Source organism: Pseudomonas sp. LH1G9 (assembly GCF_002949975.1).
Taxonomy (GTDB): Bacteria; Pseudomonadota; Gammaproteobacteria; order Pseudomonadales; family Pseudomonadaceae; genus Aquipseudomonas; species Aquipseudomonas veronii.
This window is the reverse complement of the sequence record NZ_CP026880.1, coordinates 3,574,023-3,591,398: the sequence shown is the minus strand read 5'-3', so window position 1 is coordinate 3,591,398 and position 17,376 is coordinate 3,574,023. Positions and strand designations below refer to the sequence as shown.

Sequence of the window (17,376 nt, the reverse complement as noted above, 5' to 3'; positions counted from 1 at the left end):
GGTCAAAACTGTGGGAGGGGGCTTGCCCCCGATAGCGGTGTGTCAGTCATCAGATGTATCGACTGATCCACCGCCATCGGGGGCAAGCCCCCTCCCACATTTGGCCTCCAGCGACCTTTAGCTGGCGATTAACTGGCGCAGCACATAGTGCAGGATGCCGCCCGCTTTGAAGTATTCCACTTCATTGAGGGTGTCGATCCGGCACAGCACGTCGATCTTCTCGCTGCTGCCATCCTCGCGGGTAATCACCAGGGTCAGGTTCATGCGCGGCACGAGCTGCGCGTCGCTGAGGCCCAGGATGTCGATCTTCTCCTTGCCGGTGAGTTTGAGCGCCTTGCGGTTCTGGTCCAGCTTGAACTGCAACGGCAGCACGCCCATGCCCACCAGGTTGGAACGGTGAATGCGCTCGAAGCTCTCGGCGATCACTGCCTTGACCCCTAGCAGATTAGTACCCTTGGCCGCCCAGTCGCGGCTCGAGCCGGTGCCGTATTCCTGGCCGGCGATCACCACCAGCGGTGTGCCGGCGGCCTGGTACTTCATGGCGGCGTCGTAGATCGGCATTTTCTCGCCGGTGGGCACATACAGCGTGTTGCCGCCTTCCTCGCCGCCGAGCATTTCATTGCGGATACGGATATTGGCGAAGGTGCCGCGCATCATCACTTCATGGTTGCCGCGACGTGAGCCGTAGGAGTTGAAGTCGCGCGGTTCCACGCCTTGTTCGCGCAGGTAATGGCCGGCCGGGCTGTCGGCCTTGATGTTGCCGGCGGGGGAGATGTGGTCGGTGGTCACCGAATCGCCCAGCAGGGCCAGGACGTTGGCGCCGTGGATGTCCTTGATCACTGGCAGCGGCCCGGCGATGTCGTCGAAGAACGGTGGATGCTGGATGTAGGTGGAATCCTTCTGCCACACGTAGGTCGCGGCCTGCGGCACTTCGATGGCTTGCCACTGTGCGTCGCCGGCGAACACCTCGGCGTATTCCTTGTGGAACATACCGGTGCTGACCTGGGCGACCGCGTCGGCAATCTCCTGGCTGCTTGGCCAGATGTCCTTGAGGTAGACCGGATTGCCGTGTTGATCGTTGCCCAACGGTTCGCGGCTGATATCGATGCGTACCGTACCGGCCAACGCATACGCCACCACCAGCGGCGGCGAGGCCAGCCAGTTGGTTTTCACCAGCGGGTGGACGCGGCCTTCGAAGTTGCGGTTGCCGGACAGCACCGACGCCACGGCCAGGTCGGCTTTCTGGATGGCTTTTTCAATTGGCTCGGGCAACGGGCCGGAGTTGCCGATGCAGGTGGTGCAGCCATAACCCACCAGGTCAAAACCGAGCTTGTCCAGGTATTGGGTGAGGCCGGCCGCCTTGTAGTAGTCGGTGACCACTTTGGAGCCGGGGGCCAGGGAGGTTTTTACCCAGGGTTTGCGGGTCAGGCCTTTTTCCACGGCCTTTTTCGCCACCAGCCCGGCGGCCATCATCACGCTGGGGTTGGAGGTGTTGGTGCAGGAGGTGATCGCGGCGATCACCACGGCGCCATTTTTCAGACGATAGGTCTGGCCGTCGTACTCGTAGTCGGTTTCGCCCACCAGATCGGCATTGCCCACGGCCACACCGCCGCCGCCTTCGCTTTCCAGGCGGCCTTCTTCCTTGTTGGTCGGTTTGAATTGCAGGTCGAGGAAGTCACTGAACGCCTGGCCGACATTCGGCAGCGACACGCGGTCCTGCGGGCGTTTCGGCCCGGCGAGGCTGGCTTCGACGCTGCCCATGTCCAGGGCCAGGCTGTCGGTGAACACCGGCTCCTGGCCGGCGTTGCGCCACAGGCCTTGGGCCTTGGTGTAGGCCTCGACCAGTTTGACGGTCTGCGCCGGGCGACCGGACAGGCGCAGGTAGTCCAGGGTCACCTCATCCACCGGGAAAAAGCCGCAGGTGGCGCCGTATTCCGGGGCCATGTTGGCGATGGTGGCGCGGTCAGCCAGGGGCAGGTCGGCCAGGCCGTCGCCGTAGAACTCGACGAATTTGCCGACCACGCCTTTCTTGCGCAGCATCTGGGTGACGGTCAGCACCAGGTCGGTGGCGGTGATGCCTTCTTTCAATTTGCCGGTGAGCTTGAAGCCGATCACTTCCGGAATCAGCATCGACACCGGCTGGCCGAGCATCGCCGCTTCCGCTTCGATCCCGCCCACGCCCCAGCCGAGCACGCCGAGGCCGTTGATCATGGTGGTGTGGGAATCGGTGCCGACCAGGGTGTCGGGGAAGGCGTAGGTGCGGCCGTCTTCGTCCTTGGTCCACACGGTGCGGCCGAGGTATTCGAGGTTGACCTGGTGACAGATGCCGGTGCCCGGCGGCACCACGCTGAAGTTGTCGAAGGCGCTCTGGCCCCAGCGCAGGAAGGCGTAGCGTTCGCCGTTGCGCTGCATTTCGATGTCGACGTTTTGCCCGAACGCGGCGGTGGTGCCGAACTTGTCGACCATCACCGAGTGGTCGATCACCAGGTCCACCGGCGACAGCGGGTTGATGCGCTGCGGGTCGCCACCGGCCTTGGCCACGGCGGCGCGCATGGCGGCCAGGTCGACCACGGCGGGCACCCCGGTAAAGTCTTGCATCAGCACGCGGGCCGGGCGGTACTGGATCTCGCGGTCGGACTGGCGCTCTTTGAGCCAGGCGGCGATGGCCTTGAGGTCGGCGCCGGTGACAGTTTTGTTGTCTTCCCAGCGCAACAGGTTTTCCAGCAGTACTTTGAGAGACATCGGCAGCTTATCCAGGTCACCCAGGCGCTTGGCGGCTTCGGGCAAGCTGAAATAGTGATAAGTCTTGTCGTCGATTTGCAGGGTTTTAAGGGTTCTCAGGCTATCAAGGGATGACATTACATGACTCCTTATGGTCCGCACGGCTACGGACCTGACGGGACGAACAGAACTATCAAACTAGCCCTGTTTTCAGTAGCTGGCTAATTACTGGACTCTATGGACAGATCCAAGGTTCCGAAGTCAGTTATCATGCGCGCGTTTTCATGACAGACATTGCGATAGCGCAAGTCCGTTGGGTCGCCAGGAGAGTCGATGAACACCCTTTTTATGCACTGCCGCCCGGGTTTTGAAGGCGAAGTCTGTTCCGAGATCGCGGAACACGCCGCGCGCCTGAACGTTTCCGGCTACGCCAAGGCCAAGACCGGCAGCGCCTGCGCCGAATTTGTCTGCACCGAGGAAGACGGCGCCCGGCGCCTGATGCACGGCCAGCGTTTTGCCGAGCTGATCTTCCCGCGGCAGTGGGCGCGCGGGGTGTTCATCGACCTGCCGGAAACCGACCGCATCAGCGTGATCCTCGCGCACCTGCGCGAATTCCCGGTGTGCGGCAGCCTGTGGCTGGAGATGGTCGACACCAACGACGGCAAGGAGCTGTCGAACTTCTGCAAGAAATTCGAAGTCCACCTGCGCAAAGCCCTGCTGAACGCCGGCAAGCTGGTGGACGACCCGAGCAAGCCGCGCCTGCTGCTGACCTTCAAGAGCGGCCGCGAAGTGTTCATGGGCCTGGCCGAGTCGAATAACTCGGCGATGTGGCCGATGGGCATCCCGCGCCTGAAATTCCCCCGCGATGCGCCCAGCCGCTCGACCCTGAAGCTGGAAGAAGCCTGGCACCACTTCATCCCCCGCGACCAGTGGGACGAGCGCCTGCACGGCGACATGACCGGCGTCGACCTGGGCGCCGCTCCGGGCGGCTGGACCTGGCAACTGGTCAACCGGGGCATGCTGGTGACCGCCATCGACAACGGCCCCATGGCCGAAAGCCTGATGGACACCGGCCTGGTGCAACACTTGATGGCCGACGGCTTCACCTTCGTGCCCAAGCAGCCGGTGGACTGGATGGTGTGCGACATCGTCGAAAAACCGGCTCGCAACGCCGCCTTGCTGGAAACCTGGATCGGCGAAGGCTATTGCCGTGAAGCGGTGGTCAACCTGAAACTGCCGATGAAGCAGCGTTACGCCGAGGTCAAGCGTTTGCTCGAGCGCATCGAAGACGGCTTCAAGGCGCGCGGTATTCGTGTGGAAATCGGCTGTAAGCAGCTGTACCACGACCGTGAGGAAGTGACCTGCCACTTGCGTCGGCTGGTGGATGTGAAGAAAACCAAGGCCCGTTAAACTGAGCGCCTGCCGTAGGAGTAATCAATGAGCGATATGACCGACACTGCCGTCGACGGCACCCTCGACGCTACCGGCCTGAACTGCCCGGAGCCGGTGATGATGCTGCACCAGCACATCCGTGACCTGCCGCCTGGCGGCTTGCTCAAGGTGATCGCGACCGACCCGTCGACCCGCCGCGACATTCCCAAGTTCTGCGTGTTCCTCGACCACGAACTGGTGGCTCAGCAGGAACAGGCCGGTACGTACCTGTACTGGATTCGCAAGAAGCTCGACTAAGCCCCCGATTCCTGTAGGAGCGAGCTTGCTCGCGAAAACCCCGAGAGCGCCACGTCAAACCAGGCAAGCTGCGTTATCGCTGGCGACCTTCGCGAGCAAGCGCGGGTGTGTGCTGCTTAACCCCGCGCCTTGTCCCGGCGAATGCGTCGGCGTGCGCTGCGCGCCAGGCGCACCAGCAACATCCCCGCCGCGCAGCTCAGGCCCACGATCAGCCCCTGCCACAAACCGCTGGGGCCGCTCGCCGCGCCCAGCCAGTCGGTCAGCCCCAGGGCGTAACCCACCGGCAAGCCCACGCCCCAGTAGGCGAACAGGGTCAGCACCATGGTCACGCGGGTGTCCTGATAACCGCGCAAGGCACCGGCGGCGGTGACCTGGATCGAGTCGGAAAACTGGAACAGCGCGGAAAACACGATCAGCGTCGACGCCAGGTGGATCACCACCGGGTCCGGGGTGTAGATCGCCGCGATCTGCTCGCGGAACACCAGCATCAGGCTGCAGGACAGGCAGGCATACGCCAGCGCCGTGCCCATGCCGACCCCGGCAGCGAAGCGCGCTTCACGCGGCAGGCCACGGCCGAGGGCCTGGCCGACGCGCACGGTGACGGCTGTGCTCAGGGAGTAGGGGATCATGAACACCAGGGAACTGACGTTCAGGGCGATCTGATGGCCGGAGACCACCGTGGCGCCCAGGCTGCCGATCAGCAGGGCGATCACCGCGAAGATGCTCGATTCGGCAAAGATCGCGATGCCGATTGGCAGGCCGATGCCCAATACGCGCTTGATCACCGCCCATTGCGGCCAATCGAAACGCTTGAACAGTTCGCTGCTCTGGTACGCCGGCCCCCAGCGCGTCCAGCCCGCCAGGCCGAGCATCATCACCCACATCACAATGCCCGTGGCCCAGCCGCAGCCCACGCCGCCCATGGCCGGCACGCCGAAATGGCCATAGATGAAGATGTAGTTCAGCGGGATATTCAGCGCCAACCCGCACAGGCCCAGGACCATGCTCGGGCGTGTGCGGCCCAGGCCGTCGCTGAAACAACGCAACACGTAATACAGGGCAACGGCCGGCATGCCTGCGGCGATGCCGTGCAGGTAGCCCATGGACGGTTCGATCAGGTCGGGTTCAACCTTCATCGCGTGCAGGATCGGTTCGGCGCTGAGCAGCAGCAGTGACGCGATGATGCCGACCACCACCGCCAGCCACAGGGATTGGCGCACCAGCGGCCCGATCTCGCTGTAGTGACCGGCGCCATAGCGCTGGGCGACTTTCGGCGTGGTGGCCAGCAAGGTGCCGGTCATCAGCAGGTACACCGGAATCCAGATCGAATTGCCCAGGCCCACCGCCGCCAGGTCCTGCGGGCTGACGCGCCCGGCCATCACCGCATCGACGAAGCTCATCGCGGTGGTTGCCAGTTGGCCGATCATGATCGGCACGGCGAGTGTCAGCAGCCCGCGCACTTCCCGGCTGATGCGGGCGGGACGGGTGAGGGTGGCGGTGGCGGTGTTCACGTGCAGATGTCCAAAGAAGAGCGCAGGACGGCGGATTCTACGCGTTGACGCAGCGGTCAGGAAAAAACCTGTGTTAGCTATTTGTAAGCGATCTTCCAGGCGCCGCAGCGTCCACCTTCGATCTGCGGTGGAACACCGATCGCATCCCTGTACACTGCTGTTCCGCCAAAGGAGCCTGCCATGCTGATTGTTGCCGACGAAAATATTCCGCTGCTCGATGCTTTCTTCCAAGGATTTGGCGAAATACGCCGGGTGCCCGGCCGTTCCATTGACCGCGCCACCGTCGAGCAGGCCGATGTGCTGCTGGTGCGCTCGGTGACCAACGTCAACCGGGCCTTGCTCGAAGGTTCCAAGGTGCGCTTTGTCGGCACCTGCACCATCGGCACCGATCATTTGGACCTCGACTATTTCCAGCGTGCCGGCATTCAATGGTCCAGCGCGCCCGGCTGCAATGCCCGTGGCGTGGTGGACTACGTGCTGGGCAGCTTGCAGACCCTGGCCGAGATCGAGGGCGCCGACCTCAACCAGCGGACTTACGGTGTCGTCGGCGCCGGTGAAGTGGGCGGGCGTTTGGTCAAGGTGCTCAAGGGCCTGGGCTGGAACGTGCTGGTCTGCGACCCGCCGCGGCAGATCGCCGAAGACGGTGACTACGTCAGCCTGGAGCAGATCATCGAGCAATGCGACGTGATCAGCCTGCACACGCCGTTGACCAAGTCCGGCAACGGCTCCACCTGGCACTTGTTCGACCGCGAGCGCCTCAACCGCCTCAAGCCCGGTGCCTGGCTGATCAACGCCAGCCGTGGCCCGGTGGTGGACAACGCCGCCCTGCGCGACGTGCTGCTTTCGCGTGAAGACCTGCAAGCGGTGCTGGATGTGTGGGAAGGCGAGCCCGAAGTGGATGTCGACCTGGCCGACCTCTGCGTGCTGGCCACCCCGCACATCGCCGGTTACAGCCTGGACGGCAAGCAGCGCGGCACGGCGCAGATCTACCAGGCGTTCTGCGCGCATCTGGGCCAGGCGCCGGTGATTGAACTGAGTCATTTGCTGCCGCCGCCGTGGCTGGCCGAGGTCCACTTGAATGCGTCTACCGACCCGGCCTGGGCGCTGGCGACGTTATGCCGCAGCGTGTACGACCCGCGTCGCGACGATGCGGATTTCCGTCGCAGCCTCGTGGGAACGGTGGACGAGCAACGCAAGGCGTTCGATCTGCTGCGCAAGCACTATCCGGAGCGCCGTGAGATCGATGGCTTGAAGGTGCGTATCCATGGGCAATCGGCGCTGTTGTCTGGCATCGTCGAGGCATTGGGCGCTGAGCTGCTGTAGGAACGAGGTCACAAAAAAACCGGCCATCAAGGCCGGTTCTGAAAGAGCGTGGGCGCTTCAGCCTTGCTGGGCAGGCTTGACCAGTCGCTGTTCCAGCTCGCGGCACGCTTGCTGGATCATGTCTTCGGTAATCTGCACTTCGCGGCCTTGGGCGTCGATGACGGAGCAAGGCAGGTATTGCGGTTGGCGGATTACTTCAATCTTGGCATCGCTGCTGTTTTGCAAGGTCATGGCCTGTCTCCTCATCAGGTTGTGTACCAACTTTAACCCCCCCGCGTGACCGAGCTGTTACAACTCCTTGCAAGATCATCGCTTCGAATACTCAGTCCACCAGAAACCGTTACAAATTTCCAGCCGGGTGTTAGACCGATAACCTCTAGGGGGCAGAGTGGGCGGGCATAATTAACCCGACTCATTGTTATTTACCCAAGTTCCCCCAATGTTGTCTGTAGGTTCCGATCTCCCCCTCATCAGGTGATGCCCCCCATGTTCTCAGTCCGTCAACGCCGCGCCATTCGCCTGGCCAGCCGCTTCATTGCGCCCTATCGCTGGCAGGCGCTCGGCGCGCTGGTGGCGCTGATCGTCACCGCCGGCATCACCTTGTCCATGGGCCAGGGCATTCGCCTGTTGGTGGACCAGGGCTTCATGACCCAGTCGCCGCACTTGCTCAACCAATCCATCGGCCTGTTCATGATCCTGGTACTGGGCCTGGCCGTCGGCACGTTTGCGCGGTTTTACCTGGTGTCGTGGATCGGCGAGCGGGTGGTGGCCGACATTCGTCGGCAGGTGTTCAACCACCTGATCTACCTGCATCCTGGGTTTTATGAAAACAATCGCAGCTCGGAAATCCAGTCGCGGTTGACCACCGACACCACATTGTTGCAATCGGTGATCGGCTCCTCGCTGTCGCTGTTCCTGCGCAATGCGTTGATGGTCATCGGCGGCATCGTGCTGCTGTTTGTCACCAACCCCAAGCTCACCAGCATCGTGGTGGTGGCGCTGCCGCTGGTGCTGGCGCCGATCCTGATTTTCGGCCGCCGCGTGCGCAGCCTGTCGCGCTTGAGCCAGGACCGTATCGCCGACGTCGGCAGCTACGTGTCCGAGACGCTCGGCCAGATCAAGACCGTGCAGGCCTATAACCACCAGGCGCAGGACGAACAACGCTTTGCCGTGACCGTCGAGGACGCTTTCAGCACCGCACGTAAGCGCATCGCCCAGCGCGCCTGGCTGATTACCCTGGTGATCATGCTGGTGCTCGGCGCTGTCGGGGTGATGCTGTGGGTCGGCGGCATGGATGTGATCAGCGGGCGCATTTCCGGCGGCGAGCTGGCCGCGTTTGTGTTCTACAGCCTGATCGTCGGCAGCGCCGTCGGCACCTTGAGCGAAGTGCTCGGCGAGTTGCAGCGCGCCGCGGGGGCGGCAGAGCGGATCGGCGAGTTGCTGCAGTCGCACAATGAGATCCAGGCGCCCGTCGCCGGCTGCGTGCAATTACCGCCACGCGTCAGCGGCCGCATGGAGCTGCAAGACCTGCGCTTTTCCTACCCGTCGCGGCCGGACACTTACGCCATCGACGGTTTGAACCTGACCATCAACCCCGGCGAAACCCTCGCGCTGGTGGGGCCGTCGGGCGTGGGCAAGTCGACGATTTTCGACCTGTTGCTGCGCTTCTATGATCCCCAGCACGGCCGCATCCTGCTCGAAGGCCAACCGTTGACCGAACTCGACCCCCAGGACCTGCGCCGCCACTTTGCCCTGGTGTCCCAGAGCCCGGCGCTGTTCTTTGGCAGTGTCGAAGACAACATCCGCTACGGCAACCCGAGCGCCACTCGCGAGCAGGTCGAAGCCGCCGCGCGCATTGCCCATGCCCACGACTTCATCCTGCAAATGCCCGATGGCTACCAGACCCACCTCGGCGACGCCGGCATGGGCCTCTCCGGCGGCCAACGGCAACGCCTGGCGATCGCCCGCGCGTTGCTGGTAGATGCGCCGATCCTGCTGCTGGACGAAGCCACCAGCGCCCTCGACGCCCAGAGCGAACACCTGATCCAGCAGGCGCTGCCACAACTGATGCAGGGCCGCACCACGCTGGTCATCGCGCATCGGCTGGCGACGGTGAAGCATGCGGACCGGATCGCAGTGATGGACCAGGGCAAGCTGGTGGCGATCGGCACGCATCAGCAGTTGATCGCGAGCAACCCGCTGTATGCGCGGTTGGCGGCGTTGCAGTTCAGTGATGGCGTGGAGGAACAGGCTGCGCACTGAAATCACTGCGCATAAAAAATGCCCGCATCCTTCGATGCGGGCATTTTTGTGTGTGCGTCACGCTTTATTGATCGTCGAAATACCGCTCATGCCAGTCCACCAACGGCTGTGGCGAATTGAGCTTCTGCCCGTAGATCACCGAATAAGACAGCACGTTCTGCACGTACTGGCGGGTTTCGTCGAACGGGATGCTTTCCACCCACACGTCGAAACTCAGGTGATCGGCGCCGCGCAGCCACTGGCGCACGCGGCCCGGGCCGGCGTTGTAGGCGGCGGAAGCGAGGACGCGGTTGCCGTTGAACTGGCTGTGTACCTGGCTCAGGTAAGCGGCGCCGAGCTGGATGTTTTTATCCGGATCGAGCACCTGGGCCGGGGAGGCCAGCGGGATGCTGAACTTGCGCGCGGTGTCTTTGGCGGTGCCAGGCATCAGTTGCATCAGGCCGCTGGCGCCGACGCCGGAGCGGGCGTCGTCCATGAACGCGCTTTCCTGGCGGGTGATGGCGAACACCCAGCTCGAATGCAGGCCGCGCACCTTGGCTTCGCGCACCAGGGTGTCGCGGTGGGCCATTGGGAAGCGGATGTCGAGGTCATCCCAGTACTGCGCCTGGCTGATGGTACGGATCGCCGGGAAGTACCACTTCATGTCGTAGGCCAGCCTGGCCTGGGCGACCATTTCGTCGCGGTTGAAGTGACGGCTGACGTGGTACCACTCGCGGCGGCCATCGACCACCTGGCCCCGCGCATAGAACTCCAGGGCGCGGCGCACGCCGGGGGTGTTGCGCACTTTGTTGATCAGCGCCTGGCTCATCAACAGCGGCTTGTTCATCAGTTGGTACGGCGCTTTGGAGCGGTCGGCGGCGAGGAAACCGTAGAAATCGCGCTCCCGCGACAGGTTCTTGTACAGCACCAGGGCTTGCGGGTTTTTCGGCTCGGCCAGTTCCAGGCTGCGGGCCTGCCAGTAGCGCCAGCGGTTGGTGGTGGCCAAGTCCTGCGGGAGTTTGCGCGTGAGTTGGTAGGCGTCTTCCCAACGGGCCAGGCGCAACAGCAGGCGCAGGCGCCATTCGGACACGGTGTTGTCGCGCAGTTCCGGGTCGTACTTGGTCATCACCTCAAGGGCGCGTGGGTCAAAGCGCTTGGCCAGGGTCAGGCCGATCTCGCGGGCAATCGCCACTTTTTCGTCACGGGAGAAGTGCATGCTGCTGGCATAGCCGTCGAGCATGGCCATGGCCTTGTCCGGGTCCTGGCGCGCCAGGCGGCGCAGGCCCAGGCCCACGGCGTCAGACATGGCCTCGGTGGCCGGCAGGAAGCGCGATGGGTCGTTGAGCATCTCCGGCTTTTGCGCCACGTCCACCATCAGGCGGCCTTGGGCGCCGAGGGTCGGCAGGCTTTTCACCAGGCTGTTGGCCAGCGCGTAGTTGCGGGCTTCGGCGGCGAGCTTGGCGCGGTCCCAGATTTTCTGTTCGGTGAGTTGGCCATCTGCGGCCCACTGCGCGAACGTGGCATCACAGGCGGACGGTTGCGATTTACCGGTCAGCCAGAGTTTTTCGGTGGTTTTGTAGCCTTCGGCTTTCAGATTGTGCGTGAGCTGGAACTGGCCATGCAGGCAATCGAGCTCGACGAAATTGAGCTTGGGGTCGTAGTACTTTTCAAAGGTCTGCCAGTCGCCACGCTCGGCCAGCCAGCGCAACCAACGCAGTTTCATCCAGTTGGCCTGGGGCAGGTCGCCGTTTTTGGCGAGGAATTGTTCGATTTCCTCGTTGCTCGCGGTCTTCAGGCGTGCGGTCAGCTCGTCGTAGGCCAGGTACGGCGTCAGCGGATAGTCGGCCAAGGCCTGGCTGTATTGCATGTAGGGCCCGGTATCGCCCTTGGCCAGGGCGCGTTTGGCTTCATCGTAATATTGACGTTGGGTGGTTATGTCCACGGCCAGGGCGGATTGAGCGGCAGTGGCAGTAAGAAGCAGACAAGATAAAAAGTTGAAAAGGCGACTGCGCATGAGACGTCCGTGCAGAGAAATCACGACTAGCGCCGGCACCGCCGACACTCATTGCCTCTAGCTTAGCCTTTTGCCAGCGGCCGGTGAAAGCTTTGCCGACCTGTTCGTTCAAGTTCGCAGGAATTGTCTTACAGAACCCACCCGTAGCGAAAATGCCGGCCGCATCCCACCCTCAACTCAGGTAGAATGCGCGCCCAGTTTTTGGAGAAGCGTATGACCCTGCTCAAATTCAGCGATGTGTCCCTTGCTTTCGGCGCTATGCCGTTGTTGGACAAGGTGTCCTGGCAGATCGCCCGTGGTGAGCGGGTGTGCATCATCGGCCGCAACGGCACCGGCAAGTCCAGCATGATGAAGCTGGTAAAAGGCGACCAGAAGCCCGATGACGGCTCTGTATGGCGCGCCCCGGGCCTCAAGATTGGCGAATTGCCGCAGGAACTGCCGGTGGCCGACGGACGGACAGTGTTCGACGTGGTCGCCGAAGGCCTGGACGGCGTCGGTGAGTTGCTTGCGCAATACCATCACCTGGCGCAGAACTGCGTCACCGAGGAAGACCTGGACAAGCTGATGCACGTCCAGCAAGACCTCGAAGCCCGTGACGGCTGGCGCCTGCAGCAACTGGTGGACAGCACCCTGAGCCGCCTGCAACTGCCGGCCGACAAGACCCTCGCCGAATTGTCCGGCGGCTGGCGTCGCCGCGTCCTGCTGGCCCAGGCCCTGGTGTCCGAGCCGGACCTGCTGCTGCTCGATGAACCGACCAACCACTTGGACATCGGCGCGATCGCCTGGCTCGAAGAAGCCCTCAAGGATTTCCAGGGCGCCGTGCTGTTCATCACGCACGACCGGTCCTTCCTGCAGAACCTGGCGACCCGCATCCTCGAGCTGGACCGTGGTGGCCTGATCGACTGGAACGGCGACTACGCCAGCTTCCTGGTCCACAAAGAAGCCACCCTGGCCGCTGAAGAAACCGCCAACGCCTTGTTCGACAAGCGCCTGGCCCAGGAAGAAGTGTGGATCCGCCAGGGCATCAAGGCGCGCCGCACCCGTAACGAAGGCCGTGTACGCGCACTCAAGGCCCTGCGCGTTGAACGCAGTGAGCGTCGCGAGCGCACCGGCAAGGCCAACATCATGCTGGAAACCGCCGACAAGTCGGGCAAGCAGGTGATGGTGCTGGAGAACGTCAGCTTCCATCACCCGGACGGTCCGTTCCTGATCAAGGACTTCTCCATGGTCCTGCAGCGCGGCGACCGTATCGGCCTGCTCGGCGCCAACGGCACCGGCAAGACCACGTTGCTCAAGCTGATGCTTAACGGCCTGCAACCGACCAGCGGTAAAGTGGAAGAGGGCACGCGCATCGACGTGGCCTACTTCGACCAGTTGCGTCACCAGTTGGACCTGGAAAAAACCGTGATCGACAACGTCGCCGAAGGCCGCGACTTTATCGATATCGACGGCCAGAGCCGCCATGTGCTGAGCTACCTGGGCGACTTCCTGTTCAGCCCGCAGCGCGCGCGCACGCCGGTCAAGGCCTTGTCCGGTGGTGAGCGTGCGCGCTTGCTGCTGGCCAAGCTGTTCAGCAAGCCGGCCAACCTGCTGGTCCTCGACGAACCGACCAACGACCTCGACGTGGAAACCCTTGAGCTGCTGGAAGAGGTCCTGCTGACCTTCAACGGCACTGTGCTGATGGTCAGCCACGACCGGGCATTCCTCGACAACGTGGTTACCAGCACCCTGGTCTTCGAAGGTGAAGGCAAGGTGCGCGAGTACGTCGGTGGTTACCAGGACTGGCTGCGCCAGGGCGGCTCGCCGCGCCTGCTGGGCGTGACCGAGAGCAAGTCCGGCAAGGCCGACTTGACCTCCGCCGTCGTCGCCCCCGTGGCCGCCGCTGCACCGGCGCCGGAAGCCGCGCCTGCCGCGAAGAAGAAACTCAGCTACAAGCTGCAGCGTGAGCTGGAAGCCCTGCCGGGTGAAATCGACGCCAAGGAGCAGCAGATCGCTGCGGTCGAAGCGCAAATGGCTGACGCGGGTTTCTACCTGCGTCCGGCGGCGGAAACCGCCGAGGTCATCGCGTCCCTGGAAACCTTGAACCAGGAGCTGGAAGTGCTGGTTGAACGTTGGGCCGAGTTGGACGCCTGATTGATTCCAGTGCATTAAAAAACCCGGTGTTCATTTCAATGAGCACCGGGTTTTTTATATGAGCTGCAGTCCAACATATGGGAGGGAGCAAGCTCCCTCCCATATTGGATCTCGATCGGTCCTACGCGCCTTTTACCAGCTTCACCGCCAGCACATCGCACGGTGCGCCGTGCAGGACGTCATTGGCGGTGGAGCCCAGCAGCAAGGCCAGGCCGTGACGGCCATGGCTGCCGACCACGATCAGGTCGCAGCCCTGTTCCTTGGCCAGGTGATGGATTTCCTGGCGTGGCTGACCATAGGTCAGGTGGCTCTGATCTTTTTTCAGGGGCGGGTACTTGGTGATCAGGCGCTCAAGGCGTTCCTTGGCTTGATCGAATTGCTGCTGTTGCAGTTGTGACAGGTCCATCGGCACGTCGCCGCCAAAGGCCATGGCCATCGGTTCGACGATATGCACCAGGGACAGTTTGGCAGTGGTGCCAGCCAGATCCACGGCGCGTTTGATCACTGGATCGCACTCTTCGGTCAGGTCTACGGCGACCAGAATATGTTCGTATGACATGGGGCGTTCCTCCAGGGGACTGCAATAAGTTCAGTATGGCTGCTTTCAAGCGGATGGGGTTGCGTCAGGTCAAATCCGCTTATCTAAAAAATCGGGAGTACACATATGACGGTCTGGATAGTGGTGTCAATCCTTGCGGTGGTTTTGAGCCCCCTGGCATGGCTGCGCCCGTCGCGCCATCAGAGTGGGCGCATGGCCCTGCGCATGGAGGCGCGCCGCATGGGCCTGGCGATGCAACTGGCGCCCCAGGCGTGGCCGCACTGGCTCAAGCAGGAGCCGCCGAGCCCGTGCGCGCAATACCACCGGCCACGGCGCGGCAAGGTCCCTGCACTATGGAGTTATTGGCAGTTGGAGCCTGGCGTGTGGGTCAATCAATGGCAGGAAGCCTGCGTGGACGAGCAATTGCTGGCGCATTTTGCGACGCTGCCGGCCAACGTCTACAAAGTCGAGGCAGACCGGCAAATGATCGCGTTGTGCTGGGGCGAGAAGGGCGAGGTGAGCGACCTGCAGGCCATTGATACGTTGCTCAAGGCCCTGGCCTGAACGTCGGGCAATAAAAAGCCCGACATCATCATCGGGCGGGGTTGGCCAGGCAGGCCGGTAAAACTGTGTGTTTCACGCCGGGTATTCACCCAGGCATTTTGACTATTCTGTAATGGCTGCCGCAAGCCTAGCCGGATATCCGGATCTGTACAGTCTTTTCCTACGCTGTATTCATTATTGATTTGGTGAATAGTTGAATATTGGCGAAGCGTGGGCCAAGGGTTGGGGTTCTGAAATGACTGGAAAGTCGCGTTTTTCCTAGCGCTTTCGAGCGATTGACAATTGCCCGGAATTGGATGAAGGTGGCGTACCCAAATCAAACGGGCGTATGAATTGAGCGTTTGTCTGTCAGACGTCTCATACAGAATCCCGACTATCGCATTGGCGGGTGTGCCTGGCGCATTGGGGTGAGCATTGACGAAATCATCAATGTCCAACCAGAGGCCAGCGTCCGATGTGTACTGTTCAGCTTCCATATCGTGGAGATCAGTTGATGATTTACGAAGGTAAAGCCATCACGGTTAAGGCTCTTGAAAGTGGCATCGTCGAACTGAAATTCGACCTCAAGGGTGAGTCCGTCAACAAGTTCAACCGTCTAACCCTGAACGAACTGCGTCAGGCCGTAGACGCCATCAAAGCAGATGCTTCGGTCAAGGGCGTGATCGTCTCCAGCGGCAAGGACGTGTTTATCGTCGGCGCCGACATCACCGAATTCGTCGAGAGCTTCAAGCTGCCCGATGCCGAGCTGGTGGCTGGCAACCTCGAAGCCAACAAGATTTTCAGCGATTTCGAAGACCTCAACGTGCCGACCGTTGCCGCGATCAACGGCATCGCGCTGGGCGGCGGCCTGGAAATGTGCCTGGCCGCGGATTTTCGCGTCATGTCGGCCACTGCGAAAATCGGCCTGCCGGAAGTCAAGCTGGGCATCTACCCAGGTTTCGGCGGCACCGTGCGCCTGCCGCGCATCATCGGGGCCGACAACGCCATCGAGTGGATCGCCGCCGGCAAGGAAAACAAAGCTGAAGACGCGCTGAAAGTCGGTGCCGTCGATGCTGTGGTTGCTCCGGACAAACTGGCCGAAGCCGCGCTGAACCTGATCAAGGGCGCCATCAGCGGCGAATTTGATTACAAGGCCAAGCGTCAGCCGAAGCTGGAAAAACTCAAGCTCAACGCCATCGAACAAATGATGGCGTTCGAAACCGCCAAAGGTTTCGTGGCTGGCCAGGCCGGCCCGAACTACCCGGCGCCGGTTGAAGCGATCAAGACCATCCAGAAAGCCGCGAACTTCGGTCGCGACAAAGCCCTGGAAGTGGAAGCGGCAGGTTTCGTCAAGTTGGCCAAGACCTCCGCTGCCCAGAGCCTGATCGGTCTGTTCCTGAACGATCAGGAACTGAAGAAAAAGGCCAAGGCCTACGATGAAGTCGCCAAGGATGTGAAACAGGCTGCCGTACTCGGTGCCGGCATCATGGGCGGCGGTATCGCCTATCAGTCGGCGTCCAAAGGCACGCCGATCCTGATGAAAGACATCAACGAACACGGCATCGAGCAAGGCCTGGCGGAAGCGGCCAAGCTGCTGGTAGGTCGGGTTGATAAAGGTCGCATGACCGCAGCGAAAATGGCTGAAGTGCTCAACGGCATTCGTCCTACGCTGTCCTACGGCGATTTCGGCCACGTCGACCTGGTGGTCGAAGCGGTTGTCGAAAACCCGAAGGTCAAGCAAGCGGTACTGGCGGAAGTGGAAGCCCAGGTCAAAGACGACACCATCCTGGCGTCCAACACCTCGACCATTTCCATCACGCTGCTGGCCAAGGCCCTCAAGCGTCCGGAAAACTTCGTCGGCATGCACTTCTTCAACCCGGTACACATGATGCCGCTGGTGGAAGTGATCCGTGGTGAGAAGTCCAGCGAGCTGGCCGTCGCCACCACCGTTGCCTACGCCAAGAAAATGGGCAAGAACCCGATCGTGGTCAACGACTGCCCGGGCTTTTTGGTCAACCGCGTGCTGTTCCCGTACTTCGGCGGTTTCGCCAAGCTGGTCAGCGCCGGTGTGGACTTTGTGCGTATCGACAAGGTCATGGAAAAATTCGGCTGGCCGATGGGCCCGGCGTACCTGATGGACGTGGTCGGCATCGACACCGGCCACCACGGTCGCGACGTGATGGCTGAAGGCTTCCCGGACCGCATGAAAGACGACCGCCGCTCGGCGATCGACGCGCTCTACGAGGCCAAGCGCCTGGGCCAGAAGAACGGCAAGGGCTTCTACGCCTACGAGACCGACAAGAAGGGCAAGCAGAAGAAGGTTGCCGATCCGTCGGTCCACGAAGTGCTCGCGCCGGTCATCTATGAACAGCGTGAGGTGTCCGACGAGGACATCATCAACTGGATGATGATCGCTCTGTGCCTGGAAACCGTGCGTTGCCTGGAAGACGGCATCGTCGAAACCGCCGCCGAAGCCGACATGGGCCTGGTGTACGGTATTGGTTTCCCTCCATTCCGTGGCGGTGCGCTGCGTTACATCGACTCGATCGGTGTGGCCGAGTTCGTTGCCCTGGCTGATCAATACGCTGATTTGGGCCCGCTGTACCACCCGACCGCGAAGCTGCGTGAGATGGCCAAGAACGGCCAGAGCTTCTTCGGTTAAG

General features: G+C 62.2%; 12 protein-coding genes. 7 read left to right on the top strand and 5 right to left on the bottom strand.

The window, feature by feature from the left end:
- Window positions 1–117: 117 nt before the first annotated feature.
- Complete coding sequence (gene acnA / locus C5F70_RS16620) at window positions 118–2,859, bottom strand: aconitate hydratase AcnA (protein ID WP_017848762.1); 2,742 nt, start codon at window positions 2,857–2,859, stop codon at window positions 118–120.
- A gap of 195 nt (window positions 2,860–3,054) precedes the next feature.
- Here acnA and rlmM point away from each other — a divergent pair, with 195 nt between their 5' ends.
- Window positions 3,055–4,131: a 23S rRNA (cytidine(2498)-2'-O)-methyltransferase RlmM gene (gene rlmM / locus C5F70_RS16615; protein ID WP_017848763.1), complete on the top strand. Its 1,077-nt coding sequence runs from the start codon at window positions 3,055–3,057 to the stop codon at window positions 4,129–4,131.
- Between the two features lie 27 nt (window positions 4,132–4,158).
- Complete coding sequence (gene tusA, locus C5F70_RS16610) at window positions 4,159–4,410, top strand: sulfurtransferase TusA (protein WP_017848764.1); 252 nt, start codon at window positions 4,159–4,161, stop codon at window positions 4,408–4,410.
- Window positions 4,411–4,526: 116 nt separating this feature from the next.
- Here the strand turns inward: tusA and C5F70_RS16605 are convergent, their stop codons facing one another.
- Window positions 4,527–5,921: an MATE family efflux transporter gene (locus tag C5F70_RS16605; protein ID WP_104903753.1), complete on the bottom strand. Its 1,395-nt coding sequence runs from the start codon at window positions 5,919–5,921 to the stop codon at window positions 4,527–4,529.
- A gap of 180 nt (window positions 5,922–6,101) precedes the next feature.
- On the opposite strand from C5F70_RS16605, the gene pdxB reads away from it, so the two are divergent.
- Complete coding sequence (pdxB, locus tag C5F70_RS16600) at window positions 6,102–7,244, top strand: 4-phosphoerythronate dehydrogenase PdxB (RefSeq protein WP_104903752.1); 1,143 nt, start codon at window positions 6,102–6,104, stop codon at window positions 7,242–7,244.
- 57 nt (window positions 7,245–7,301) lie between these two features.
- Here the strand turns inward: pdxB and C5F70_RS30825 are convergent, their stop codons facing one another.
- The gene (locus C5F70_RS30825) at window positions 7,302–7,475 is read right to left on the bottom strand and encodes a PA1571 family protein (protein WP_017848767.1); all 174 of its coding nucleotides are present in this window, start codon (window positions 7,473–7,475) and stop codon (window positions 7,302–7,304) included.
- A gap of 246 nt (window positions 7,476–7,721) precedes the next feature.
- On the opposite strand from C5F70_RS30825, the gene C5F70_RS16595 reads away from it, so the two are divergent.
- A complete protein-coding gene (locus C5F70_RS16595) occupies window positions 7,722–9,506 on the top strand; it encodes an ABC transporter ATP-binding protein/permease (protein ID WP_177410561.1) in 1,785 nt (594 codons plus the stop codon).
- Window positions 9,507–9,570: 64 nt separating this feature from the next.
- On the opposite strand, the gene C5F70_RS16590 is transcribed toward C5F70_RS16595, so the two are convergent.
- Window positions 9,571–11,499, bottom strand: coding sequence for a transglycosylase SLT domain-containing protein (locus C5F70_RS16590; protein WP_017848769.1), 1,929 nt, complete (start codon window positions 11,497–11,499; stop codon window positions 9,571–9,573).
- 213 nt (window positions 11,500–11,712) lie between these two features.
- Between C5F70_RS16590 and C5F70_RS16585 the strand changes: the two genes are divergently transcribed.
- Entirely contained in the window at window positions 11,713–13,632 is a 1,920-nt protein-coding gene (locus tag C5F70_RS16585) for an ATP-binding cassette domain-containing protein (protein WP_017848770.1), read from the top strand.
- A gap of 121 nt (window positions 13,633–13,753) precedes the next feature.
- Here the strand turns inward: C5F70_RS16585 and C5F70_RS16580 are convergent, their stop codons facing one another.
- Window positions 13,754–14,191 (bottom strand): universal stress protein, encoded by a 438-nt coding sequence (locus tag C5F70_RS16580; RefSeq protein WP_104903750.1) that lies wholly within the window; start codon window positions 14,189–14,191, stop codon window positions 13,754–13,756.
- Between the two features lie 105 nt (window positions 14,192–14,296).
- Here C5F70_RS16580 and C5F70_RS16575 point away from each other — a divergent pair, with 105 nt between their 5' ends.
- Both C5F70_RS16575 and fadB read left to right on the top strand, forming a co-directional pair.
- On the top strand, window positions 14,297–14,734 hold the full coding sequence (locus C5F70_RS16575; protein ID WP_017848772.1) for a hypothetical protein: 438 nt from the start codon (window positions 14,297–14,299) through the stop codon (window positions 14,732–14,734).
- A gap of 493 nt (window positions 14,735–15,227) precedes the next feature.
- Entirely contained in the window at window positions 15,228–17,375 is a 2,148-nt protein-coding gene (fadB, locus tag C5F70_RS16570; protein WP_104903749.1) for a fatty acid oxidation complex subunit alpha FadB, read from the top strand.
- The last annotated feature ends 1 nt before the right edge of the window (window position 17,376 follow it).

Bases quoted from the DNA above. Each gene is read 5' to 3' on its own strand.
- C5F70_RS16590 (WP_017848769.1), bottom strand. From the start codon at position 11,499: ATGCGCAGTCGCCTTTTCAACTTTTTATCTTGTCTGCTTCTTACTGCC.
- C5F70_RS30825 (WP_017848767.1), bottom strand. From the start codon at position 7,475: ATGACCTTGCAAAACAGCAGCGATGCCAAGATTGAAGTAATCCGCCAA.
- tusA (WP_017848764.1), top strand. From the start codon at position 4,159: ATGAGCGATATGACCGACACTGCCGTCGACGGCACCCTCGACGCTACC.
- C5F70_RS16585 (WP_017848770.1), top strand. From the start codon at position 11,713: ATGACCCTGCTCAAATTCAGCGATGTGTCCCTTGCTTTCGGCGCTATG.
- rlmM (WP_017848763.1), top strand. From the start codon at position 3,055: ATGAACACCCTTTTTATGCACTGCCGCCCGGGTTTTGAAGGCGAAGTC.
- C5F70_RS16575 (WP_017848772.1), top strand. From the start codon at position 14,297: ATGACGGTCTGGATAGTGGTGTCAATCCTTGCGGTGGTTTTGAGCCCC.
- C5F70_RS16580 (WP_104903750.1), bottom strand. From the start codon at position 14,191: ATGTCATACGAACATATTCTGGTCGCCGTAGACCTGACCGAAGAGTGC.
- fadB (WP_104903749.1), top strand. From the start codon at position 15,228: ATGATTTACGAAGGTAAAGCCATCACGGTTAAGGCTCTTGAAAGTGGC.
- pdxB (WP_104903752.1), top strand. From the start codon at position 6,102: ATGCTGATTGTTGCCGACGAAAATATTCCGCTGCTCGATGCTTTCTTC.
- C5F70_RS16595 (WP_177410561.1), top strand. From the start codon at position 7,722: ATGCCCCCCATGTTCTCAGTCCGTCAACGCCGCGCCATTCGCCTGGCC.
- acnA (WP_017848762.1), bottom strand. From the start codon at position 2,859: ATGTCATCCCTTGATAGCCTGAGAACCCTTAAAACCCTGCAAATCGAC.